At 58.2% G+C, this 22150-nt stretch carries 22 protein-coding genes; 14 read left to right on the top strand and 8 right to left on the bottom strand.

Annotation, left to right across the window (positions count from 1 at the left end):
* The first annotated feature begins 11 nt into the window (after positions 1–11).
* The 5 genes from ggt to A6F69_RS05580 all read left to right on the top strand — a co-directional run bounded on the left by ggt (position 12) and on the right by A6F69_RS05580 (position 5855).
* Positions 12–1823 (top strand): gamma-glutamyltransferase, encoded by a 1812-nt coding sequence (gene ggt, locus A6F69_RS05600; RefSeq protein ID WP_067598449.1) that lies wholly within the window; start codon positions 12–14, stop codon positions 1821–1823.
* A gap of 53 nt (positions 1824–1876) precedes the next feature.
* On the top strand, positions 1877–2254 hold the full coding sequence (locus A6F69_RS05595; protein WP_067602575.1) for a VOC family protein: 378 nt from the start codon (positions 1877–1879) through the stop codon (positions 2252–2254).
* A gap of 189 nt (positions 2255–2443) precedes the next feature.
* Complete coding sequence (locus tag A6F69_RS05590) at positions 2444–2974, top strand: extensin family protein (protein WP_342669873.1); 531 nt, start codon at positions 2444–2446, stop codon at positions 2972–2974.
* A 176-nt stretch (positions 2975–3150) separates the two neighbouring features.
* Positions 3151–5328, top strand: coding sequence for an excinuclease ABC subunit UvrB (gene uvrB / locus A6F69_RS05585; RefSeq protein ID WP_067598443.1), 2178 nt, complete (start codon positions 3151–3153; stop codon positions 5326–5328).
* Positions 5325–5855 carry a hypothetical protein gene (locus A6F69_RS05580; protein WP_067598440.1) on the top strand — a complete coding sequence of 177 codons (531 nt, stop codon included), beginning with the start codon at positions 5325–5327 and terminating at the stop codon, positions 5853–5855. The genes uvrB and A6F69_RS05580 overlap by 4 nt, the downstream gene beginning before the upstream one ends.
* Here A6F69_RS05580 and A6F69_RS05575 read toward each other — a convergent pair.
* Positions 5821–7881 (bottom strand): protein-disulfide reductase DsbD family protein, encoded by a 2061-nt coding sequence (locus A6F69_RS05575; RefSeq protein ID WP_245638301.1) that lies wholly within the window; start codon positions 7879–7881, stop codon positions 5821–5823. The genes A6F69_RS05580 and A6F69_RS05575 overlap by 35 nt on opposite strands.
* A 61-nt stretch (positions 7882–7942) precedes the next feature.
* Between A6F69_RS05575 and A6F69_RS05570 the strand changes: the two genes are divergently transcribed.
* On the top strand, positions 7943–9169 hold the full coding sequence (locus tag A6F69_RS05570; RefSeq protein ID WP_067598434.1) for a UbiH/UbiF/VisC/COQ6 family ubiquinone biosynthesis hydroxylase: 1227 nt from the start codon (positions 7943–7945) through the stop codon (positions 9167–9169).
* Between the two features lie 5 nt (positions 9170–9174).
* Here A6F69_RS05570 and A6F69_RS05565 read toward each other — a convergent pair whose 3' ends face one another.
* The 3 genes from A6F69_RS05565 to hemC are packed head-to-tail and all read right to left on the bottom strand — an operon-like array spanning position 9175 to position 11730.
* Positions 9175–10119: an MICOS complex subunit MIC60 gene (locus A6F69_RS05565; RefSeq protein ID WP_067598431.1), complete on the bottom strand. Its 945-nt coding sequence runs from the start codon at positions 10117–10119 to the stop codon at positions 9175–9177.
* Between the two features lie 52 nt (positions 10120–10171).
* Complete coding sequence (locus tag A6F69_RS05560) at positions 10172–10810, bottom strand: uroporphyrinogen-III synthase (protein ID WP_067602572.1); 639 nt, start codon at positions 10808–10810, stop codon at positions 10172–10174.
* 38 nt (positions 10811–10848) lie between these two features.
* Positions 10849–11730, bottom strand: coding sequence for a hydroxymethylbilane synthase (hemC, locus tag A6F69_RS05555; protein ID WP_067602569.1), 882 nt, complete (start codon positions 11728–11730; stop codon positions 10849–10851).
* Between the two features lie 98 nt (positions 11731–11828).
* Between hemC and tsaD the strand changes: the two genes are divergently transcribed.
* The 8 genes from tsaD to A6F69_RS05515 all read left to right on the top strand — a co-directional run bounded on the left by tsaD (position 11829) and on the right by A6F69_RS05515 (position 19322).
* Positions 11829–12875: a tRNA (adenosine(37)-N6)-threonylcarbamoyltransferase complex transferase subunit TsaD gene (gene tsaD, locus A6F69_RS05550; protein ID WP_067598428.1), complete on the top strand. Its 1047-nt coding sequence runs from the start codon at positions 11829–11831 to the stop codon at positions 12873–12875.
* Entirely contained in the window at positions 12872–13873 is a 1002-nt protein-coding gene (locus A6F69_RS05545) for an NAD(P)H-dependent glycerol-3-phosphate dehydrogenase (protein WP_067598425.1), read from the top strand. Before tsaD ends, A6F69_RS05545 begins: the two co-directional genes overlap by 4 nt.
* The gene (locus A6F69_RS05540) at positions 13870–15384 is read left to right on the top strand and encodes a lipopolysaccharide biosynthesis protein (RefSeq protein ID WP_067598422.1); all 1515 of its coding nucleotides are present in this window, start codon (positions 13870–13872) and stop codon (positions 15382–15384) included. Before A6F69_RS05545 ends, A6F69_RS05540 begins: the two co-directional genes overlap by 4 nt.
* A 15-nt stretch (positions 15385–15399) precedes the next feature.
* Positions 15400–15948: a hypothetical protein gene (locus A6F69_RS05535; protein ID WP_067598419.1), complete on the top strand. Its 549-nt coding sequence runs from the start codon at positions 15400–15402 to the stop codon at positions 15946–15948.
* Between the two features lie 72 nt (positions 15949–16020).
* Positions 16021–16380, top strand: coding sequence for a response regulator (locus A6F69_RS05530; protein WP_067598416.1), 360 nt, complete (start codon positions 16021–16023; stop codon positions 16378–16380).
* Positions 16381–16495: 115 nt separating this feature from the next.
* A complete protein-coding gene (locus tag A6F69_RS05525) occupies positions 16496–17671 on the top strand; it encodes an acyl-CoA dehydrogenase (RefSeq protein WP_067602567.1) in 1176 nt (391 codons plus the stop codon).
* On the top strand, positions 17671–18315 hold the full coding sequence (gene maiA, locus A6F69_RS05520; protein WP_067598413.1) for a maleylacetoacetate isomerase: 645 nt from the start codon (positions 17671–17673) through the stop codon (positions 18313–18315). The genes A6F69_RS05525 and maiA overlap by 1 nt, the downstream gene beginning before the upstream one ends.
* Positions 18312–19322, top strand: coding sequence for a fumarylacetoacetate hydrolase family protein (locus A6F69_RS05515; RefSeq protein ID WP_067598411.1), 1011 nt, complete (start codon positions 18312–18314; stop codon positions 19320–19322). Before maiA ends, A6F69_RS05515 begins: the two co-directional genes overlap by 4 nt.
* On the opposite strand, the gene fghA is transcribed toward A6F69_RS05515, so the two are convergent.
* Genes fghA through A6F69_RS05495 form a run of 4 tightly spaced genes read right to left on the bottom strand, consistent with a single transcriptional unit; the run spans position 19319 to position 22127 of the window.
* Positions 19319–20161, bottom strand: a complete 843-nt coding sequence (fghA, locus tag A6F69_RS05510) for an S-formylglutathione hydrolase (protein WP_067598408.1) — start codon at positions 20159–20161, stop codon at positions 19319–19321. The two genes, A6F69_RS05515 and fghA, sit on opposite strands and share 4 nt — an antisense overlap.
* Complete coding sequence (locus A6F69_RS05505; protein ID WP_067598405.1) at positions 20158–20661, bottom strand: prolyl-tRNA synthetase associated domain-containing protein; 504 nt, start codon at positions 20659–20661, stop codon at positions 20158–20160. The genes fghA and A6F69_RS05505 overlap by 4 nt, the downstream gene beginning before the upstream one ends.
* Before the next feature lie 3 nt (positions 20662–20664).
* Positions 20665–21021 carry a cupin domain-containing protein gene (locus A6F69_RS05500; RefSeq protein ID WP_067598402.1) on the bottom strand — a complete coding sequence of 119 codons (357 nt, stop codon included), beginning with the start codon at positions 21019–21021 and terminating at the stop codon, positions 20665–20667.
* The gene (locus A6F69_RS05495; RefSeq protein WP_067598400.1) at positions 21021–22127 is read right to left on the bottom strand and encodes an S-(hydroxymethyl)glutathione dehydrogenase/class III alcohol dehydrogenase; all 1107 of its coding nucleotides are present in this window, start codon (positions 22125–22127) and stop codon (positions 21021–21023) included. Before A6F69_RS05495 ends, A6F69_RS05500 begins: the two co-directional genes overlap by 1 nt.
* Positions 22128–22150: the final 23 nt, after the last annotated feature.

Genomic DNA, 22150 nt, shown 5'->3' with positions numbered 1-22150 from the left:
TGGAGACAAACATGCGCCCGACCAAATTTGCCATCGCCGCCCTCGCCTCGCTTGCCCTAGCCACACCGGCCACCGCAGACGATCATGGAAGTGACGCTGAGAATACACGCCCCGTGTATGAGCAAATCGGTGCAGGCGGCCGGCCGGTTGGTGCACCATGGTCACGCAGTCCGGTCCATGCACAGCACGGCATGGCAGCCACCGCGCACCCACTGGCGACCCAGATCGCGCTCGACATCCTGAAGGACGGCGGCAATGCGGTTGACGCAGCGATTGCGGCTAATGCGGCACTTGGGCTGATGGAGCCGACCGGCAACGGGATCGGCGGTGATATCTTCGTGATCATCTACGATCCGAAGACTAACCAGCTCTATGGTCTGAACGGGTCGGGCCGCAGCCCGATGAACCAGACATTGGATCAGCTGAAAGAAAAGCTCGGTGGCGCAGACAGCCTGCCACCCTATGGCCACTTGCCGGTCACAATCCCTGGCACAGTCGACGGCTGGTTTGAGATGCATGAGCGTTTTGGCAAAATGCCCATGGCGGACGTGTTGGCGCCGACGATCAAGTATGCGCGCGAAGGCCACCCAATCGCGCCGATTATCGGCATGTATCTCGCGCGTAGCCTTCGCGCGTACGAAAGCCGCTCTGACCTGTTCGATTTCTCGAATGCCCGCGAAACTTGGTTCGCAGACGGTGCGCCCAAGGCAGGCGAGATCTTCAAGAACCCTGATCTGGCCAACACGCTGGAAACCATCTCCGTGCAAGGCCGCGATGCCTTCTACAAGGGTGAATTGGCGCAGATCATGGTCGATTACCTTCAGCGTCAAGGCAGCGCTTACACGCTGGAAGATTTCGCCGCGCATCGCAGTGACTGGGTAGAGCCCGCCTGCGCCGAATATCGCGACGGCTACGAACTGTGCGAGCTGCCGCCTAACACACAGGGCTTTGCCGCGCTGCAGATGGTCAATATCCTGAAGAACGTTGACTTGCAGCAGTGGGAACGCGGCAGCCCTGAAGTGATCCACTACATCACGGAAGCCAAGCGGCTGGCCTATGCCGATGTCGCCAAATTCTACGCGGATCCAGATTTTGCGCCCTTCCCCGAAGCCCTGCTAACCGAAGAATATGGCAGGGCGCGGTTCGCCTTGATCGATCCCACCAAGGCCACGCCCGAGTTTGAAGCAGGCGATCCACTGCCCGAACCCAAGCTGGAGGGGCCCGGCGACACCACCTACATGACCGTTGTCGATGGCGACGGATTGATGGTCAGCCTGATCCAGTCAAACTATCGCGGCATGGGCGGAGGGCTGACGCCAGATGGTCTGGGATTCATGTTGCAGGACCGCGGTGAGCTGTTCAGTCTCGATCCCGATCATGCCAACGCCTACGCGCCGGGCAAACGACCGTTCCACACCATCATCCCAGCTTTCGTGAAGAAGGATGGCAAGCCTTTCATGACGCTCGGCCTGATGGGCGGTGGTATGCAGCCGCAAGGTCATGTCCAGGTGCTGATCAACATCGTCGACTTTGGCATGAACCTGCAGGAGGCAGGCGATGCTGCGCGTATCAATCATGATGGCGGGCGCCAGCCGACCGAGCCTGCGAGCGGCCCTGCGGCCGATCCACTGGGCACGCTTAACGTCGAACCCGGTATTCCGGCTGAGACTGTCGAAGCGCTGAAGGCCATGGGGCACAATGTCCGTGTGGTGACCAATGGCATCATGTTCGGCGGGTATCAGGCGATTGCGCGCGATCCGGACACCGGCGTGCTCACCGGCGCGACAGAGATGCGCAAAGACGGGCAAGCGCAGGGATTCTGACGCGCTATTTCTTCTTCGAGCGAGTGTGTTAGACTTGCCGTAAGGAGAGCATGATGGCCAAAATTACCGGACTGGGCGGCGTATTTTATGTGGTTGAAGACCCCGAGGCCACACGCGCATGGTATCGGGACAAGCTGGGTATCGATGGCGAATACGGTCCGCAGTTGGCGTGGTCGGAGGAAAGCAAGCCCAATCCCTATTCGCTGATCAGCCACTTCAAGGACGACACCTACGTCAAACCGGGCAAAGGCGCCTTTATGATTAATCTACGGGTCGACGATCTTGGTGCCTTTGTGAAACAGATCAAGAAAAAGGGTGTGAAGATCCTGGACAGTGTGGACGAAGGCTATGGCAAGTTTGCCTGGATCCTTGATCCCAACGGGGTAAAGATTGAGCTTTGGGAGCAGGTGGACGAAGCACTGCCTGACTAAAAGTCCATCGTCGCGTTTACTTTTGGTTAACCATATATCCTCAAAATCCCGGGCATGTTCGCTCGCTCGTCACTCCTGCTTTTCTCTACATTGGCCCTGGCAGCTTGCGGCGCTGTGCCTGGCGGATCGTCATCTTCCCGAAGTCCGCAATCCGCGCCACGGCCCGTTGCTGTCAGCCCGGATGCTCAAATGTGCCTGGCTGCTATCACCGAGACAGGTTCGCGCTATTCACCCCTGCCTGATGAGTACAAGGGAAACGGGTGCGCCATTACTCGCGCTATCCAGCTATCTGCGGTGCGCGGAGATGCATCTGATCTGGGCATCAGCAATATCGGCCCGGTGCAATGCGAAACGGCTAAGATTTTCATCGCCTGGGCCCGATTTGGCGTAGATCGCGCGGCACGTAAAATCCTGGGTTCGCCCATCAATCGGATTGAGACCATGGGCAGCTATTCATGCCGCAATGTCGCGGGCACTTCGCGCCGATCCGCCCATGCCACGGCGCAGGCGATCGATATCGGTGCATTCGTTCTCGAAGATGGGCGCCGGATTAATGTTTACGGCGATTGGTCGGGCGGAACACGCGAAGAGCGCGAGTTTCTGCGCGTCGTGCACAACAGCGCCTGCCGGCGCTTCGGCACCGTTCTGGGTCCCGACTACAATTCGGCCCATCGCGATCATTTCCACGTCGAAATTGGCGGAGGCGGTTTCTGTCGCTGAGCAATCTGGCTATAGCTTTGCCTCCAACTTAAGCCGCGCTGCATCGGCTGAATGATTTGCGCCAAGCGTGGTGTCCATGTCCCATTGACCGTATAGCTGAACATTCTTGGGATTGTCTCCAGCATCGCCAGATAGCGTCGTTGCGAATCTTGGGCTTGTCCCCCATATGTTCTGCCATGGCCGAATTGGTGATCAGACGCGGGCTGGACGAACCCGAGACAGGTGAGGAGTTCGTTCCCCATCGCCCTGCCCGCCCGGAAAAATCGATGCCGGGCAAAAGGTTCGAGTTGGTGAGCGATTACCAGCCGGCAGGTGATCAACCCACCGCGATCAACGAACTGGTCGAAGCCGCTCAGGAAGGCGAGCAGACGCAAACACTGCTGGGTGTCACGGGTTCAGGCAAGACCTTCACTATGGCCAAGGTAATCGAAGAGATGCAGCGCCCTGCTCTCGTGCTCGCGCCCAACAAGATCCTCGCCGCGCAGCTCTATGGAGAGTTCAAGAGCTTCTTCCCGAACAACGCAGTCGAATATTTCGTCAGCTATTACGACTACTACCAGCCAGAGGCCTACGTCCCGCGCTCTGATACCTATATCGAGAAGGAATCGAGCGTAAACGAGGCGATTGATCGCATGCGACACTCCGCTACGCGCGCACTGCTTGAACGTGACGATGTCATCATCGTGGCATCGGTATCCTGCCTATACGGCATTGGCTCGGTAGAAACCTATTCGGCGATGATCTTCGACATCAAGAAGGATGAAGTCGTCGATCAGCGCGAACTGATCCGCAAACTCGTGAGCCTGCAATACAAGCGCAATGATGCAGCCTTTGCGCGCGGCTCCTTCCGCGTGCGTGGCGACAATCTGGAGATCTTCCCCAGCCACTATGAAGACATGGCATGGCGCATCAGTTTCTTCGGCGACGAGATCGAAGACATCAGCGAGTTCGATCCGCTGACCGGAAAAAAGGGCGCATCACTCGACACAGTGCGGGTCTACGCAAACTCGCATTATGTGACACCCGGCCCAACTATGAAGCAAGCTACCGAAGCCATCAAATTCGAGCTGCAAGAACGCTTGAAGGAGCTGGAAGCCGAGGGCAAGCTGCTAGAGCACCAGCGGCTGGAGCAGCGCACCAATTTCGATCTGGAAATGATCGCAGCGACCGGTAGCTGCGCAGGAATCGAGAACTATTCACGCTTCCTCACAGGTCGTCTTCCGGGTGAACCGCCGCCAACCCTTTTCGAATATCTTCCTGAAAACGCGCTGCTGTTTGTAGACGAAAGCCATCAGACCGTGCCTCAGATCGGCGCTATGGCGCGCGGCGACCACCGCCGCAAACTGACGCTGGCTGAATACGGTTTCCGGCTGCCCAGCTGTATCGACAACCGCCCGCTGCGTTTTAACGAGTGGGACGCGATGCGACCGCAAACCGTCTGCGTTTCGGCCACCCCAGGCGGATGGGAACTGGAGCAAACTGGGGGCGTGTTTGCAGAGCAAGTCATCCGTCCCACTGGCCTGATCGACCCACCAGTCGAAATCCGTCCGGTCGAGGATCAGGTTCAAGATTGCATTCAGGAGTGCCTTGAAGTCGCGGAAAAGGGCTACCGCACGCTTGTCACAACGCTGACCAAGCGGATGGCGGAAGACCTGACTGAATTCATGCACGAGGCAGGCGTTAGGGTGCGCTACATGCACTCTGACGTCGAAACGCTGGAACGCATCGAACTGATCCGCGATCTGCGACTGGGTGTTTACGACGTATTGGTGGGGATCAACCTGTTGCGCGAAGGTCTGGATATCCCCGAATGTGGATTGGTCTGCATCTTGGACGCGGACAAGGAAGGCTTCCTGCGCTCAGAGACTTCGCTGATTCAGACGATTGGGCGCGCAGCTCGCAACGTTGATGGCAAGGTCATCCTCTATGCCGACCGTATTACCGGCAGCATGGAGCGCGCGATGGCTGAGACAGAGCGTCGCCGCGAGAAACAGCGCCAGTTCAACGAGGAACACGGCATCACGCCGCAGACGATCAAGCGCGACATTGCCGACATCGTCGCGCATGCCTCGAACAAGGACAGCATCACGGTTGATACCGGCGATGAAGAGGTCAACAATCTGGTCGGGCACAATCTACGCGCTTATATCGAGGACCTCGAGAAACGCATGCGTGAAGCCGCCGCTGACCTCGAATTCGAAGAAGCAGGCCGCTTGCGCGATGAAATCCGGCGGCTGGAAAACGAAGAGTTGGGCCTTGAAGAGAAGCAAGCCCCGATCAAGGGAAAGTCGACCGAGGGCCGACCCGGCACACGCAAGATGCGCTATGGGAAGACACAAAGGAAGATGCGGTGATCCGCGCGACCGTGATTGTCACTTTGCTTGCGTCGGCAGCCGCCTGTAAGCCACCGCCAACAGATGCGGGGCTGGTCGCAGGTGACGTTGCCGCCTCGCAAGGTCCGTCCGATCCCATCGACAGCCCCGATACCGAAGGTGCGGTCTGGTCTGATAGCCCGATCACAAAAGGCCGCATCATTTACGGCATTCCTGGCGAGCCGCCACTGCTGGCGCTGGGTTGCGGCGATATGGGCGATCACCCAAGCATCCTCATCACTCGCTATGCAACGGCCGACAAAGACGCTGAAGGCGTCGCAGCTTTTATCGGCAATGGTCACGTTGCACGTATTCCGGTCGCTGCGACCGAGATTGATGGTGGGTCATACTGGCGCGCCGAAATCTCGGCCTTCAGCGAAGAGCTGGAAGTTCTAACCGGTACGCGCGAATTTGCAGTCACGATCCCAGGTGGCGGACGTCTGGTGCTCAATCCGAGTCATCGCCCGAGCGAGTTTATTGAGGATTGTCGCGCTTCGCCCTCTGTATAAGCATGTCCGGCGTCAGAACCTGCGGCAATTGTTCCGCTTCCGCTCCCGGCTCATACCATAGGTAGAGTGGCACGCCCGCTGCGCCTTGCTTGTTCAGGAACATGCTGATCTCGGCATCGCGCCGCGTCCAGTCGCCAACCATGGGGATTACACCCGCTTCTTCAAAGGCAGCTTTGGTGCTTTCCCGCTCTATCGCAACGCTTTCGTTCACTTTGCAGGTCACACACCAATCGGCGGTAAACCAGATGAAGACCGGCTGACCGGAACTGCGCGCCTCAGCGAGCGCCGCCTCGCTGAATGTTCGCGGGGCAAGGATCGAATCTGCCGTGCTTGAGCTTTGCTCGACATAAGCTGATGGCAGGGCGAAGGCACCGAAGACCAAGAACGGTGCCGAGATAAGCCCGAAGGCGGGCCACGCCATTTTGCCGCGCTGTTGCAACTTGCCGACCACCCACAGCGCCACGATCACTCCGAACACAACAACCAGTGCGAACATGGCAAAGCCGCGTCCGCCGAGCTGTTGAGTGAGCCATACCAGTGCGAGTGCGGTTAGCCCCATGGGGATCGCCATCACGCGGCGGAAAGTGTTCATCCATGCGCCGGGCTTTGGCAGCATGCGGCGTAGTGCAGGCACGAAACCAATCAGTAGGAACGGCAGAGCCAATCCGAGACCCAAGGCTGCGAACAGCAGCAATGCCTGCAAGGGTGGCAACAACAGCGCTGCACCTAATGCCACCGCCATAAATGGCCCGGTGCACGGGGTCGCTGCGAATGCAGCCAAAAGCCCGGTTGCAAAGGCGCTTGCCGGCTCTCCGCCCCGGGTGAAGGAAAATGACGGCAACTCGAATACGCCGGCAAAGTTGGCCGTAATCACCGCTGCAAGTATCAGCAGGAAAATGACAACGCCCGGGCTTTGAAGCTGGAATGCCCAGCCAACCTGCTCACCCGCTGCGCGCAAAGCCAGCATGACCGCGCCCAGAGCCACACAGGCCAGCACCACGCCGGCGGTATAGGCGATCCCCTCGCTGCGTGCCTGTGCCTCACTCTCACCGGCGCGCGCCAGGCTGATCGCTTTCAGGCTGAGGATCGGGAAGACGCACGGCATGATATTCAGAATCAATCCGCCGACCAACGCACCCAGGATCAGCGTCCACATCGGCGGCGTGCTGGCTGGCTGTCCGGCGATCAACTCACCACCTGTCGGTACTTCGCCCGCCTGCGCGGTGAAGCGGATCCCATTGCCATCGCCAAGCGCTAGAATGCCTTCGAGTTTCTCCAAATCGCCCCGGCCTTTGCGGGGAATCTCAGCTACCAGAACGTCGCCATTGCGCCGAAAAGTTTGGGTTGCAGCATAGTCGACCACGCGCGTGTTGCTCACAAAGGCGTGCGGCGCGCTCAAACTCATGGTCGCTGGGATCGGGATCGCTACGCGCAAACTGTCCACTTTAAGTTCATATGCGCCCTCACGATCAAGCGGAGGCGCAATCGCTGCGCGCCAAGAAGCAAAGCGTTCATCCGGCGCGAAAGCACTGCCTTCAACCGGAATGACGGTCGTCATCCGCCCCTGTTCAGGGACACAGATCGCATCGGTGCAGGCAAGCCATTCGCCTTTCACCGCTAACGGCACAGGTCCTGTCAGAACGTCATCAGCGGGAACACTGATCGGCACCAGGACCGCGTATGCGCCTTTATAGACGTGGTTCATCAACCCCGCGATCGAGAGCTTTTGTGGCACGGGATACAGGGGCTCGCCGGCGTCCCAGCCTTCAGGCAATTCCCACTCAAGCGACATACCCAAACCCGCGTCGCCCGGGTTCGACCAATAGCCGTGCCATTCATCGGATACCGGTTCAAAATGTATCGCCACCGTCAGTGTCTCGCCCGCAGACGCGACACTCTCTGCGTGCAAGCTGCCGACAAGATTGTTTTCCTGCGCGCGTGCAGCGACGGCCAGCGAGAGCATGCCGAGCAGCGCCAAGAATAGCCAAACGGCGCGAAAAGAGTTGAACATTCTTGCTTGGGTCACATCTGTCCCTCTAGGGGTCTCATATACAGTTCGCAAATCCATACTGAGAGTTACAGTTCCCATGCCTGACCCACAGCCTCAAAAACGCGATCTACTTATCATCGGTGGCGGCCTGGTTGGCATGACGCTGGCGATTGCGGGCGCGCGCAAGGGATTTTCCAGCCACGTAGTGGACCGCGCCGATCCTGACAGCCTGACTGCCGAAGGCTTCGACGGACGGGCATCAGCCATCTCAACCGCGAGCTGGAATCTTTTCACCAATATCGGGATTGCAGATGCGCTGGAACCATACGGCAGCCCGATCGACAGCATCGCGGTAAGCGATCAGATGAAACCTGGGCTGCTCGATTTCACGCCAGAGCCGCATGACGGCACGCTTGGCCGGATGTTTGCAAACCGCCAGCTACGCCTGGCACTGTTCGAAGCGGCGGCTCAGGAACCGTTGATCAGCTGGCATGCGCCGGTGAATGTCGCATCGCGTGAGCGCGGCGAGTTCGGTGTCTCGGTCACCCTGGAGGACGGACGAAAGCTGGCGGCCGATCTGATGGTCGGCGCAGAAGGCCGTTTTTCGCCTAGCCGCGAGGAGGAAGGCCTCAAAATGGCGAAGTGGGACTATGGCCACCGCGCGATCATCGTAGGCCTGACCCACACCAAACCGCACAATAACGTTGCGTGGGAAATCTTCTATCCGGCGGGGCCGTTTGCACTGCTGCCAATGCTGGACGGGAAGGACGGTACACACCGCAGTTCTCTGGTCTGGACAGTTGACGAAAAGGATGCGGCGGGCATCCTCAAACTCTCTGATCGCGCGTTTCTGGCGGAGGTCGTCAAACGCATGGACGATCTGCTGGGCGAAGTATCGCTGAACAGCGAGCGATCATCATATCCCTTGAGCCTGCAACACACTGCCAAGATCATAGGTGAACGGCTAGTTCTGGTCGGCGACAGCGCTCACGGCATGCATCCAATTGCAGGTCAGGGCCTCAATCTTGGTTTGCGCGATGTCGGCGCGCTGGTCGAAGTGCTAGAAGAAGCACGACACCTCGGCCTCGATATCGGCAATGAGGAAATGCTCAAGAAATACGAGAATTGGCGCGCGCTTGATGCGATGATGGTCATGGGAGCGACCGACGGATTGACACGGTTGTTCGGTGTACCGGGCAAAGCAGCTTCTGCAATCCGGCGCATGGGAATGGCCGGCGTACAACGCATGCCGAGCCTAAAGCATTGGTTTATGGACGAGGCCCGCGGGGTCTCTGGCGACGCGCCTGCATTGCTGCGCGGCTAACGAGTCTACTCGCTTCCTGGTCCCTCAACCGGGCTCCGCTGCTCAACAGGCGTACCAGTTCCGTCGCGCAGGCGGCCCGGATCAAGAACCGCAGCCATTTCGATAGTCTCAAGTGCCGCCATGGCAGAGGCATAACGTTCTGCATCAACGATCCAGTCTTCTGCAGCCTCGACACCCGGCATATTGCGCACTTCGCCAATAGCAGAATCGATCCGTCCGCTCTCCAAGAACTGACGCGCGCGTTCCAAGCGACGCTCAGGTTGCGGTGAAGGAGTGCTCTCTCGACGTACAACAAATAACGCGCCGATCTCGCGTCGCAGATCAGCCCAGCTACTGATCCCTTCATCTTCCTGAAGTTTGGGCCCTAGCCCTTCCAGTCTGGCCTGCAGCGAGCTTAGTGTGATTGGATCTCGGGAAAAACTGATAACTGTGCGCACCGCGTTGGGCCAGCTATCACCGAAACGCAGACGTAGCTGATCGGCAAGGTATCCCAATTCTTCGCCGCGCTCGATATATCGACGGGTAGCAAACGCAATCAGCAGCCCTTCCGCGCGTGCGGCGTTTCCTGCTGCGGCCTGAGCCTGAAGGTCAAGCCGTGCCAAACGCTGTTCAGCTGCTGCCAGACGTTGGTCAAGGCCACCTTGTTGTTCCGCCACGCGTTCTACTGCTTCAGAGGCTTCTTCTGCTGCCACAGCAGCTTCCGCGACAGCAGGGTCATCAATCGGCGCAGGGCTTGGCGTTGGCGGATCTTCGCTTCCGTCCACCAATGCAGGAAGATCTGCATCAGCTTCTGCCATGCCATCCGAGAGTGCGACGGGCTCCTCATCCTGCATGTCACGCCAATAGAAATAGCCGACGATGGATACCCCGAGCAGGAATGCTCCAACTGCTGCTCCGAAAATGGGGCGCATCGAAGGCCCTTTGCGTCGGCTGCCAAACCTAGATTCCATAATTTTCCGTTCTGCAACCCGTTGGCTTTCGCCAAGCTGTACCCGTTAATGCCTATCCTTGGCACATCTGGATTGCCAAGGCCAAAAGATCGTTCTCATTGGGATTAGCAGCCGCGCGCGCATCTTGCCAACCTTCGCCAACCGGCTCGAGAATACGTGGCCCAAGCGCACACAGAGAAACCTTCTCACGATTGACACCCAAGCGGTTGCATTCGCTCGAAAAATGATCAGCGGCAGCGGCTGAGTGGAGCAGCACAAGTGCACCCATGGAAAGTTCGTCTGCGAACTCTTCGGGCAAATCAACCGTTCCGATCCGGTACACGATCCTGTCTGTGATTTGCACATTGTCTGGCGGGCAGAGGGGAACATGCTCCTCGCCAGAAAGCCGCAACAGCTTCTGAAACTCACCCGCTGACTGATCGAGTACAGATTGCAGTCCGCCGACGCCTGAGAGTGCAACATTAAAGCCTGAATCGCGTGCAGCCTGTGCTGTCGCCTGCCCAACCGCAAGAACAGGCAAATGTGTCAACGCTTCAAGCTTCTCGCCTCCGTGGCGGAAGGCATTGGCACTCCCCACCAGCAAAGCATCAAATTTCTCCACTTCGGGCAATGTCCATCCGCAAGGGATGACTTTCGAAAGCGGCACTCCTGAAATTGGCAGGGCGCGCGCAGCACCTGCAGCGATGGTCATTGAAAGCCCCGGCTCGGGCCGGATGGCGAAGACCTTGGTCAATTGTCGTGATGCCCGAAATGCGGCACCATACCTGGCGTTAGGCGCGCCATCAGGTCTTCACCCATGGCCGCGACCCAAGCCAAATCTTCTGCCAAACCACTATGTGTGGCTTCGATCCGCTCCACGCCGTCCGGACTAAACAGCGCACAGCGCAACGCCAACACATCTTCATGCGCTGTTGTCAGCATTGCAATGGGGCTGTGGCAATTACCGCCTAAAGCTTTCAGCAATGCGCGTTCTGCCATCAAAGCATGATGGCTGGGTGCGTGATTGATCGCCGCAAGCAGGCTACGTGTCTGGCCATCATCCGCCCGGCATTCAATGCCTATCGCGCCTTGAGCTGGTGCTGGTAGCCAGGATTCAGGATCCAATCGCACGCCGACTTCATCCTCGCCCAACCGGTCAAGTCCGGCAGAGGCCAGCAGAGTGCAGTCGGCCTCGCCTTTCTCAAGTTTGGATAGACGCGTCGCAACATTCCCACGAAACGAAACGACCTTGCAGTCAGGCCTCGCATGAAGAAGCTGTGCAGCCCGGCGCGGCGCGCTGGTGCCCACAGTCGAACCCGTGGGAATATCCTTAACTGACGTGGCGCCTACCAATCGATCTGCGGTGTCCGCGCGCGGGAGAATTGCCGCTATGACGAGCGCTTCAGGCCGCAATGTCTCCACATCCTTCATCGAATGGACTGAAGCGTCGATCCTGCCCTCATGCAGCCAGAAGTCCAATTCCTTGGTCCACAGAGCCTTGCCGCCGATTTCCGCCAGCGGTCGGTCAAGTACCTTGTCGCCGCTCGCGAGCACCGGAACAAGCTCCACCTGATCCTCGCTCCATCCATGTGCCTCACACAGCCGCTGCCGAGTTTCGTATGCCTGCGCCATTGCCAGTGGCGAGTTGCGCGTTCCCAAACGGATCATTGGTGTCGTATCTGTCATCGCTATGCTTGCTCTAACCCCGTAATTCTCTAAGGGAAAGCGCCATGAGCACAAAGCCGCGGATCGTTCTGGGCATAGAGTCGAGTTGCGACGAAACCGCCGTGGCCTTGGTCACGAGCGAGCGTCAGATTCTGGCCGAGCGGATCGCCTCGCAGACTGAAGAGCACGCGCCCTACGGCGGCGTGGTGCCGGAAATCGCCGCGCGCGCGCATGCAGAGAAGTTGGCTCCCATGCTTGAGACAGTTATGTCAGAGGCAGGCCTGACTCTAAGCGATTGCGACGCGATTGCCGCTACAGCGGGCCCAGGCCTGATCGGCGGAGTGATGGTTGGGCTGGTCACAGCCAAGGCGTTGGCGATGGCATCTGACACTCCGCTGTTAGCTATCAATCACCTTGAGGGACATGCACTGAGCCCTCGTCTTTCCGATCCCGATCTGCAATTTCCATACCTTTTGCTGCTCGTTTCAGGCGGACACTGTCAGATTCTGCAAGTCGAAGGAGTCGGCGAATATCGTCGCTTGGCCACCACGATTGATGATGCACTGGGAGAGGCATTCGATAAGAGCGCAAAGATCCTAAGCCTTGGATATCCAGGAGGTCCTGCGATCGAAAGATTGGCGAAGGAAGGCGATGCGAACGCGGTTCCATTACCGCGCCCTCTCAGGGCCTCGAAAGAGCCGCACTTTTCATTCGCCGGGCTCAAGAGCGCCGTCCTGCGGGCGAAAGAGAGTGGTAATCACAATGACGCCGATATCGCCGCCAGCTTCCAGCAAGCGGCGGTTGATTGCTTGATCGACAGGCTGGAAGCCGCTCTTGTGCGCATCGATACACCTGCAAACCTCGTGGTCGCTGGTGGTGTCGCAGCCAACCAAACAATTCGCGCCGCGCTCGAAACACTTGCCCAACAGCATGGTATGGGCTTCACTGCTCCTCCTATGGCGCTGTGTACCGATAATGCTGCGATGATCGCATGGGCGGGCTGCGAACGGCTGCCACTCAACAAATTCGATCCGTTGGATGTCGCAGCGCGTCCACGTTGGCCGCTCGACCCGCAAGCAGATCCAGCTCGAGGCGCAGGAGTAAAGGCATGACCAAACATCGACCGGTCGGCGTGCTGGGTGCAGGTGCGTGGGGTACGGCGCTGGCGCAGATGCTCGCAAGTGACGGGCGGCATGTACTCATCTGGGCGCTTGAATCTGACGTCGTCGAAGAGATCAACTCGGCACATTGCAATTCGACTTATCTGCCTACCGCTAATCTGTCCGATACAATCCGCGCAACTGGTAATCTTGGCGAATTCAACGAATTCGAAATCGTGCTCGCCGTTACGCCTGCACAGCATTTGGGCAGCGTGCTGAACCAAATGCCGGCGGCACCAAGCGATCTGGTGCTCTGTAGCAAGGGAATAGAAGCGGGCAGCGGCCGGCTGATGAATGAAGTCGCGACAGACGCACTGCCTGACAGCAAAGTTGCGGTGCTATCTGGCCCGACATTCGCCCATGAAGTGGCCGATGGATTGCCAACAGCTGTTACTTTGGCGTGTAGCGGCGGCAAGGCGCAATGGGATCGGCTTGTCACCGCCATCGCTCGCCCGACATTCCGTCCTTACTTTTCCGAGGACGTGACGGGCGCCGAGATCGGCGGCTCCATCAAGAACGTGCTCGCGATTGCTTGCGGTGTGGTAGACGGTTTAGGGCTGGGACAGAATGCTCGCGCGGCGCTGATCGCACGTGGTTACGCGGAGATGCTGCGTTTTGGACAGGCGCTAGGCGGCGAACGCGATACCTTGTCGGGCCTATGCGGTTTGGGCGATTTGGTGCTGACCTGTAGCAGCACTTCGAGCCGTAATTTCTCTCTTGGCAAGGCGCTGGGCGAAGGGCAAGACGCCGATCAATTGATGGCTGATCGCAGAACAGTCGCTGAAGGTGCACACACCGCGCCAGTGCTGCACAAATTGGCGCAAGAGCGCGACATCGACATGCCGATTGTTGCCGCCGTCAATACGCTGCTGAGTGGGGCCGAACCAGCCAAGGTCGTTGCGCAATTGCTCGCGCGGCCGCTTACCACCGAACAAGGTGAGCCTGTATGAACGACGGTGCCTCCGCGCATCAGGACGATATGGCAACGCTCGCCAAGGGCGGGCGCACCAATACTTTAGGCTTTATTCTAAGGTTGGCTGGCGGCATCCCGTTCCTTTTCATCGGATATCGGCTCTACGGCGTGGAAGATATGGGGCGCTTTGCCTCCGCCTTTGTTATTATCGAGATTTTCGCGCTTTTCTGCGCCCTGGGTGAGAAGCGCGGCCTCGCACAACGTCTGACCGAGGGCACAGATGAAGAGGGGCAGAAACCGGTCAATCTGGTTTTCGACGGATTGCTGGCATCGCTGGTTGTTTGCGCATTGGCCGCCGCTCTAGTGCTGGTATTCCCAGCGATCATGTTCCCTAACGGGATGAACGGTTCGCTCGACATCTGGATGGTGGCCGCCATCCCCGCATTCGCGTTGACCGAAATTCTGCTCGCTGCTCAGGCTTATCGTTATGATATTGCTACGACCGTGCGCGCACGCGCCTTGGTTGAGCCTTGGGTCAAATCGATCGCAGTGCTGGCGTTCTTTTACATCCCCGGAACCCGCGAAAGCGGATTGGCGCTCGCTTTCATCGCGGCAATCTATGCCGCACTTTTGACCGCGCTGTGGTCATTCGTGCGGACATACGGTTTGCCCGATCACTGGCGCCCGCGACTTGGGTATCTCGGCAAACTGGTGGTGCGAGCGATGCCATTGTCAGGCGCAGATGTAATTGAGCGAAGTACGCGACTGTTAGATGTATTCCTGCTGGGACAATTCACATCTGAGCGCGCGGTTGGGATCTACTTTTTTGCAAAGGAAGTCGTCACGCTGCCGCAGAAGCTCAAGTCCAGTTTCGAGCCGATACTCTCTCCCGTGATTACCAAAAACCTCAAAGTCGGGAACATGGCCGCGATAGCCGCACAAGTCCGACAAGTCGGCTTCTGGATTATTGCAGTGCAGGCTGCGATCGCTTTGGCGCTTGCCATCCCCGGCGAAGCGGTGATGGGGCTAGGCGGCCCTGCAATAGTCGGCGGTACCGGCGCGTTGGCTATCCTGTTAGCTGCAGAGGTTGTGGCATCGATGGCGGTCGTTTCGGAAAGCGTGCTCGTCTATATTGCGCGCAAACGGAACCTTGCGATCTCAGTGGGTGTAATTGGACTTCAAGCGGCTTTGACAATCGGCCTTATAATGCTCGCCGAGCGTTGCCAGATGGGCGAAGGGTTTAAAGCCGCAGGCGCAGCGCTGGCGTTGTTTCTGGCTCTTGGCGCCTCAAGCCTGATCAAAGCACTGGTGCTAAAGAAATTGCTCAAGGCTCCAGTCAGTAACTGGCGCTGGGGACTCGTTTGGGCGAGCGCACCGGCCGTGCTCGTCGGTTTTCTTTTCACGCAGTTCATGCCTGAATGGGCGGAATTGCTCATTGGAATTCCGGCAATCCTCGCCACTTATGGTTTTGTGATCTGGCGCAAGGGATTCGGCGAGGAAGATCGACTGTTGTTTCGCAAGAATATTGGCGGCGAAACCACCAGCTAGGGAAAATATAGTTTCATGACCGCGGCAGAACTTTTCGAGCTTTATGGTCTCTATATCGGTATTGGACTTGTCGCGCTGATAGCCATCGCGTGGCTCATCATGCGCGCTAATCGCAAGACATCAGTCGTGCGGGAAAGCACGATCAGGGACGTACTCGACGAAGGGGCTGAGCGGGCACATCGCAATCAGGCGCTGATCGATGCAGGCCAGGGTCCGGGCGAACTTTCGCAGGTCGCAAATTCACAAGAGATTGCACATGCAGGCGCGTTGGCGGATGCAGAGGCCGGTGCCCAGGTCACTCCCAACAAGCCTGCATCGCCAGCTGGTGATGACCTTACTCGCATAAAGGGATTGGGCCCCAAGATCGCGGCAATGTTAAACAGCATGGGCGTGACTACATTCGGAGAGATCGCAGCCTGGAGCGATGCCGACATCAATCGCGTGGATGCCAAGCTCGGCAAGTTTCAAGGGCGAATCCTGCGCGACAATTGGGTGGAGCAGGCCAAAATGCTGAGTGCAGGCGATGAAACCGAATTCAGCGACAAATTCGGCCGCAACGGATAGATCAGGGAACCAATCCCTGCCATCCGGGGTTACAATTGGGTTACAAGGGTATCCAGGAGAGGGGATCACCGAATGACTCAACCTTGCATCCTCGTCGCCGAAGACGAACCGATCATCGCAATCGACCTTTGCGATACCGTGGAAGAAGCGGGCTACAATGTACTCGGGCCCCATCGCAAGATTTCATCGGCAATGCTTGAATTTCAGAAGCACAAACCGGACGTTGCGATACTCGATGTTCAACTCAACGATGGCGTGGTTTTCGCACTGGCCGAAAAACTCGCTGACGAGGACGTGCCGATCATCTTTCACTCCGGTCACTTCACGCATGAAGAAGTCGCGAAGAAGTTTCCCGGGGCAACCACCCTTCAAAAACCGTGTCCGCCGGCAAAGATGCTGGAAGCGGTGAACGGGGTTCTTGGCATCGCTTGATTTGAAGCCTTCGGGCTTTCGAAAAGCTACAGTTCGGGCTACTCCCCTCTTGTCGCCGCGCGCCATTCCTGCGAATGGGGCGGCAAGATAGTTTCAGGAGTAACTAATGGCCGGAATGGTGCCGTTTAACTGGGAAGATCCCTTCGATCTGGAAACCCAGCTGACCGAAGACGAACGCATGATCCGCGATGCCGCGCATGGCTTCGCGCAAGGCGAACTACAGCCGCGCGTTATCAAAGCGTTTGCTGAGGAGATCGACGCACCAGAGCTTTTCCCGATGTTTGGCCAAGCAGGCCTGCTGGGTGCAACAATACCTGAAGAATATGGCGGCGCAGGCGCGAGCTATGTCGCCTATGGTCTGATCGCACGCGAGATTGAACGCGTCGACAGCGGGTACCGCTCAATGGCTTCAGTGCAAAGCTCGCTCGTGATGTTTCCGATCTATGAATACGGATCAGAGGAACAACGCCGCAAATATCTGCCCGGTCTGGCATCGGGAGATCTGATCGGCTGTTTCGGCCTGACTGAACCCGATGCGGGTAGTGATCCGGCGGGCATGAAGACTGTCGCGCGCAAGGACGGCGATGGTTACGTGATCAATGGCTCGAAGACCTGGATCTCGAATGCGCCTTTCGCCGATGTCTTCGTGGTCTGGGCAAAAAGCGAGGAGCACGGCGGCGGCATTCGCGGCTTCGTGCTGGAAAAAGGCATGAAGGGGCTTTCCGCGCCCAAGATCGAAGGCAAGATTTCACTACGCGCATCGACCACCGGCATGATCATGATGGATGATGTAAAAGTCGGCCCTGACGCGCTTCTCCCGAACGTGCAAGGTCTCAAAGGTCCCTTCGGATGTCTCAACCGCGCACGTTACGGGATCAGCTGGGGCGCAATGGGCGCGGCAGAGTTCTGCATGCACGCCGCGCGGCAATATGGCCTGGACCGCAAGCAGTTCGGCCGCCCGCTGGCCGGAACACAACTATACCAGAAGAAGCTGGCAGACATGCTGACCGACATTGCGCTGGGCTTGCAAGGCTCACTTCGCGTGGGCCGCCTGATGGACGAAGGCCGCTTCGCTCCTGATATGATCAGTGTGGTTAAGCGCAACAATGTCGGCAAGGCGCTCGATATCGCGCGTCAATCCCGCGATATGCATGGCGGCAATGGCATCAGCGAGGAATATCAGGTGATCCGCCACATGGTGAACCTTGAGACCGTAAATACCTATGAAGGCACGCATGATGTCCATGCGCTGATCCTGGGTCGCGGCGTAACCGGGCTGGCCGCGTTTTGATGAAGCTCTACGGATATTTTCGCAGTTCGACGACCTATCGCCTTCGCATCGCGCTGGAGCTGAAAGGTATCGAATACGAGTATATCCCGGTGAACCTGCTCACCAGCGAGCAGAAAGGTGAAGCTTTCACCAGCCGCAACCCCTTTGGCAGCGTGCCCATGTTGGAGGCCGACGGTCGTGATCGTGCGCAATCCATGGCGCAGATCGAGTGGCTGGATGAAGCCTATCCGGACAGGCCTCTGCTACCTGCCGATCTCGAAAACCGCTACACCGCGCGCGAACTTGCCTATGCCATCGCGACGGAAACCCACGCGGTGAACAACCTGCCGGTGCTGAAGTATCTGAAAGACCCGCTGGGCCATTCGCAGGAAGAAATCGACATTTGGTATCGCAATTGGCTGGCGCGTACGTTCACCCCGCTAGAGGAACGGCTGGCGCAGCTTGGAGCGGGCGATTTCCTGTTCGATGCCCCCGGATTCTTTGAGGTCGTGCTGTTGCCACAGTTCTACAATGCGGAACGCTTCCAATTCGATTTCAGCGACAAACCACATATCGCTCGCATTGCGCAAGCGTGCCTTGCCATGCCTGAATTCCAGCGCGCGCACCCAGACAATCAGATCGACAACCCGGAGAGGTCTTCATGAAACTCGCCACGCTCAATGACGGAACCCGCGACGGCAAGCTTGTCGTCGTCTCGAAAGACCTGACCCGCTATTGCGCGGCGGACAATATCGCGCCGACCTTGCAGGTCGCGCTCGACAACTGGGCCGAGATCGCGCCCAAGCTGGAAGTGCTGGCCATGGATGTCGAGCACGAAGCGGTACCCTGCGAGCGTTTTCACGAACGTGAGGCGCATTCACCGCTGCCGCGCGCTTACCAATGGGCCGATGGCAGCGCCTACATCAACCATGTCGAGCTGGTGCGCAAAGCGCGCGATGCCGAAGTGCCTGAAAGCTTCTATCACGATCCGCTGATGTATCAGGGTGGAAGCGACACGTTCCTGGCTCCGCGCGATGACATCCCGCTGGGCGACACAGCCTGGGGCTGCGACATGGAGGGCGAAGTCGCCGTGATCACCGACGATGTACCGATGGGCGTTTCCGTGGAGGATGCAGCCAGCCACATCAAGCTGATCATGCTGGTAAACGACGTATCCTTGCGCGGGCTGATCCCGGGCGAGCTGGCCAAGGGTTTCGGCTTCTTCCAGTCGAAACCTTCAAGCGCTTTCTCGCCGGTTTGTGTAACACCTGACGAGCTGGGTGATGCGTGGAAAGATACGCTGATCCGCTTGCCATTGATGGTCGATTACAATGGCGAAGCCTTCGGCCGCGCGGAAGTGGGTGTCGATGCGACCTTCAACATGGCGCAATTGGTCGCGCATGCGGCAAAGACCCGCAATCTGGGCGCTGGCGCGATCATCGGCTCTGGCACCATCAGCAACAAGGGCGCCGATGGCGGACCAGGCAAGCCGGTTAGCGAAGGCGGGCTTGGTTATAGCTGCATCGCGGAAATCCGCATGATTGAGACGATTTATGATGGTGCGCCAAAGACTGACTTCATGAAGCCGGGCGATACCGTACGGGTGGAAATGCGCGACAAGGACAACCACTCGATCTTCGGCGCAATCGAGCAGAAGGTTGTGCAGGCCTAGGCCTTCAGCTTGGCGGTATGCCAGTCGACATGTTCGGCCATTAAGGTCGAGATGAAGTAATAGGAATGATCATAGCCTTCCTGCATGCGGATGGTCGCGTTGATCCCTCCTGCGTTGCAGGCCTCGACCATCCGGTGTGTCTGCAGTTGCTCGTCTAGGAAATTATCCGCGGAGCCCTGGTCGACAAGAATGTGTTCGTGCCGCGCACCGTCTTCGATCAACGCTAACGCATCATATTCACGCCAGGCCGTACGATCTTCGCCAAGGTAGCGCCCCAGCGCCTTCTCGCCCCATGGCACCTGGCTAGGTGCAACGATGGGCGAGAACGCGCTGATCGAGCGGAAGCGCTCAGGGTTGCGCAGGCCGATGGTGAGAGCGCCGTGCCCACCCATCGAGTGACCGGTAATAGCCTGCCGCTCCATATCGACGAGAAAGTGCGCGGCAATGACCTCCGGCAATTCGCGCTCGACATAGCTGCGCATCCGGTAATGCTTGGACCACGGCTCGCGGGTCGCATCGACATAGAAGCCAGCGCCCTTGCCGAAGTCATACTCGTCAGGGCTGTCCGGCACATCGTCTCCGCGCGGCGAAGTGTCCGGCGCTACGAACACGATGCCATGCCGGGCGCAGGCGGCGCGATATTCGCCCTTCTCGGTGACATTGGCATGAGTGCAAGTCAGGCCGGAAAGATACCAAAGCACCGGTAGCATTTGCCCCGCCTTATGCGGCGGAACATAGACGGAGAATGTCATTTCGGTGCCGGTCTCGCTTGAGGCGTGGCGATACACACCCTGCACCCCACCGAAGGACTTGTATTCGCTGACAGTCTCGATGCTCATGACATTTCCTTTTTCGGGATGGTGGCAGTTACCGGCTTGTGCCCCCAATCCTGGGCAAGCCGGACTATATCAGTGCCAGCGAGCACGACGGTGGCAGTGTTGCGCAGCGGGTGAACCCCGACAGGGTCACTTGCCGCAAGATCGGCGTCCAGAACCAAGGTGATCGCATCTGGTGCCGCATTTATCATTGCGAGCGGCGTAACCGATCCCGGCTCAACTCCGATCAGGCGAACCATGTCCACAGCCTTGCCGAAGCTTATACGTTTGCACCCAACGGCCTGTGGCAAGGCTTTCAAGTCAACTCTAGCTTCGGCAGGCACGGTGAGCAGCCAGAATGCGCCGCCTGCATCCTTCAAGAACAGGTTCTTGGTGTGCAGACACGCAATGTCGGTCTTGATCGCCCGACTTTCTTCGACAGTGAACACTGCTGGATGCTCATGCACCTGGTAAGCAATGCCCAGCGTCGCAAGATCGTCATAGAGCCCGGCCTCACCGCGCATCAACTAGAGCTCAACCGCCTTTGTCGCAGTCGCTTCATCGCCACTATTCGGCGTCCCTTCAGCATCCATGACGAACACTTTGGCTTCGCCTTTTGCGGCCCGCGGGCGATGCTCTGTTCCGGCAGGAACAACAATCATTTCGCCGGCAGCCAGCGTCTCTGTGCGATCTTCGAAATCGATCTCCAGTTCGCCATCAACCACCAGAAACATCTCGTCGGTATCAGCATGATGATGCCAGTGATACTCACCCTCAAGTTTGCAAAGTCGGACCTCATTATCGTTGAAGCGCGCTACAATCTTGGGTGACCACTGTTCGTGAAACAGCCCGAATTTCTGTTCCAAGTTGACCTTGTCTGTCATCAATACACAACCACGCTACGGATGCTCTCACCCGCATGCATCATATCAAAACCCTTGTTGATTTCCTCAAGGCTGAGCCGGTGAGTGATCATCGGATCAATCTCGATCTTCCCGTTCATGTACCAATCGACCATCTTGGGGATGTCGGTCCGACCACGAGCGCCGCCAAAGGCAGAGCCCTTCCAAACGCGCCCCGTCACCAGCTGGAACGGCCGCGTGCTGATTTCCTTGCCCGCTTCGGCCACGCCGATGATGACACTGATGCCCCAGCCCCGGTGGCAGCATTCCAGCGCATCGCGCATCACATCGGTATTGCCGGTGCAATCGAACGAATAATCCGCGCCGCCGCCGGTCAGATTGACCAGATGCTCAACCAGATTGCCCACGTCCTTTGGATTGACGAAATGCGTCATGCCAAAACGTTCGCCCCATTGGGCCTTGTCCGAATTGATATCAACGCCGACGATCTGCGTTGCCCCCGCCAGTACCGCACCCTGAATGACATTGAGCCCAATGCCGCCCAGTCCGAAAACCACCACGGTTGAACCGGGCTCAACCTCAGCGTTGTTGATCACAGCACCGATGCCAGTCGTGACCCCGCAGCCAGTGTAGCACGCGGTGTCAAACGGAGCGTCCTTGCGGATCTTCGCAGCGGCAATCTCTGGCAGGACTGTGAAGTTCGAAAAGGTCGAACAACCCATGTAGTGATAGATCGTCTCGCCTTTGTAGCTGAAGCGAGAGGTGCCATCGGGCATCACACCTTTGCCCTGTGTATCGCGGATCGCAGTGCAAAGATTGGTCTTGCGGCTTAGGCAGCTTTTGCACTGGCGGCATTCAGGGATGTAGGCAGGGACAACGTGATCATCCACAGCCACACTGGTAACGCCAGCGCCGACTTCACGTACAATTCCAGCGCCTTCGTGGCCAAGGATTGAGGGAAATATGCCCTCGCTGTCGAAACCGTCGAGTGTGTAGGCATCGGTGTGGCAAATGCCGGTCGCCATGATTTCGACCAGCACTTCGCCTTCTTTCGGCCCTTCAAGGTCTAGCTCGACAATCTCTAGTGGCTTCTTCGCTTCAAAGGCTACGGCTGCACGCGTCTTCATAATACCCTCCCCTGCGGCGGTGC

It is taken from the genome of Altererythrobacter ishigakiensis, from assembly GCF_001663155.1.
GTDB classification, from domain to species: domain Bacteria; phylum Pseudomonadota; class Alphaproteobacteria; order Sphingomonadales; family Sphingomonadaceae; genus Erythrobacter; species Erythrobacter ishigakiensis.
Note: the sequence above shows the minus strand (reverse complement) of the source record. Positions and strands in the feature narration are given on the sequence as shown.

Excerpts from the sequence above, each read along its gene's own strand:
- ggt (WP_067598449.1), top strand. The coding sequence starts at position 12 with ATGCGCCCGACCAAATTTGCCATCGCCGCCCTCGCCTCGCTTGCCCTA.
- A6F69_RS05595 (WP_067602575.1), top strand. The coding sequence starts at position 1,877 with ATGGCCAAAATTACCGGACTGGGCGGCGTATTTTATGTGGTTGAAGAC.
- A6F69_RS05590 (WP_342669873.1), top strand. The coding sequence starts at position 2,444 with ATGTGCCTGGCTGCTATCACCGAGACAGGTTCGCGCTATTCACCCCTG.
- uvrB (WP_067598443.1), top strand. The coding sequence starts at position 3,151 with ATGGCCGAATTGGTGATCAGACGCGGGCTGGACGAACCCGAGACAGGT.
- A6F69_RS05570 (WP_067598434.1), top strand. The coding sequence starts at position 7,943 with ATGCCTGACCCACAGCCTCAAAAACGCGATCTACTTATCATCGGTGGC.
- A6F69_RS05565 (WP_067598431.1), bottom strand. The coding sequence starts at position 10,119 with ATGGAATCTAGGTTTGGCAGCCGACGCAAAGGGCCTTCGATGCGCCCC.
- A6F69_RS05560 (WP_067602572.1), bottom strand. The coding sequence starts at position 10,810 with ATGACCATCGCTGCAGGTGCTGCGCGCGCCCTGCCAATTTCAGGAGTG.
- hemC (WP_067602569.1), bottom strand. The coding sequence starts at position 11,730 with ATGGCGCAGGCATACGAAACTCGGCAGCGGCTGTGTGAGGCACATGGA.
- tsaD (WP_067598428.1), top strand. The coding sequence starts at position 11,829 with ATGAGCACAAAGCCGCGGATCGTTCTGGGCATAGAGTCGAGTTGCGAC.
- A6F69_RS05545 (WP_067598425.1), top strand. The coding sequence starts at position 12,872 with ATGACCAAACATCGACCGGTCGGCGTGCTGGGTGCAGGTGCGTGGGGT.
- A6F69_RS05540 (WP_067598422.1), top strand. The coding sequence starts at position 13,870 with ATGAACGACGGTGCCTCCGCGCATCAGGACGATATGGCAACGCTCGCC.
- A6F69_RS05535 (WP_067598419.1), top strand. The coding sequence starts at position 15,400 with ATGACCGCGGCAGAACTTTTCGAGCTTTATGGTCTCTATATCGGTATT.
- A6F69_RS05530 (WP_067598416.1), top strand. The coding sequence starts at position 16,021 with ATGACTCAACCTTGCATCCTCGTCGCCGAAGACGAACCGATCATCGCA.
- A6F69_RS05525 (WP_067602567.1), top strand. The coding sequence starts at position 16,496 with ATGGTGCCGTTTAACTGGGAAGATCCCTTCGATCTGGAAACCCAGCTG.
- maiA (WP_067598413.1), top strand. The coding sequence starts at position 17,671 with ATGAAGCTCTACGGATATTTTCGCAGTTCGACGACCTATCGCCTTCGC.
- A6F69_RS05515 (WP_067598411.1), top strand. The coding sequence starts at position 18,312 with ATGAAACTCGCCACGCTCAATGACGGAACCCGCGACGGCAAGCTTGTC.
- fghA (WP_067598408.1), bottom strand. The coding sequence starts at position 20,161 with ATGAGCATCGAGACTGTCAGCGAATACAAGTCCTTCGGTGGGGTGCAG.
- A6F69_RS05505 (WP_067598405.1), bottom strand. The coding sequence starts at position 20,661 with ATGCGCGGTGAGGCCGGGCTCTATGACGATCTTGCGACGCTGGGCATT.
- A6F69_RS05500 (WP_067598402.1), bottom strand. The coding sequence starts at position 21,021 with ATGACAGACAAGGTCAACTTGGAACAGAAATTCGGGCTGTTTCACGAA.
- A6F69_RS05495 (WP_067598400.1), bottom strand. The coding sequence starts at position 22,127 with ATGAAGACGCGTGCAGCCGTAGCCTTTGAAGCGAAGAAGCCACTAGAG.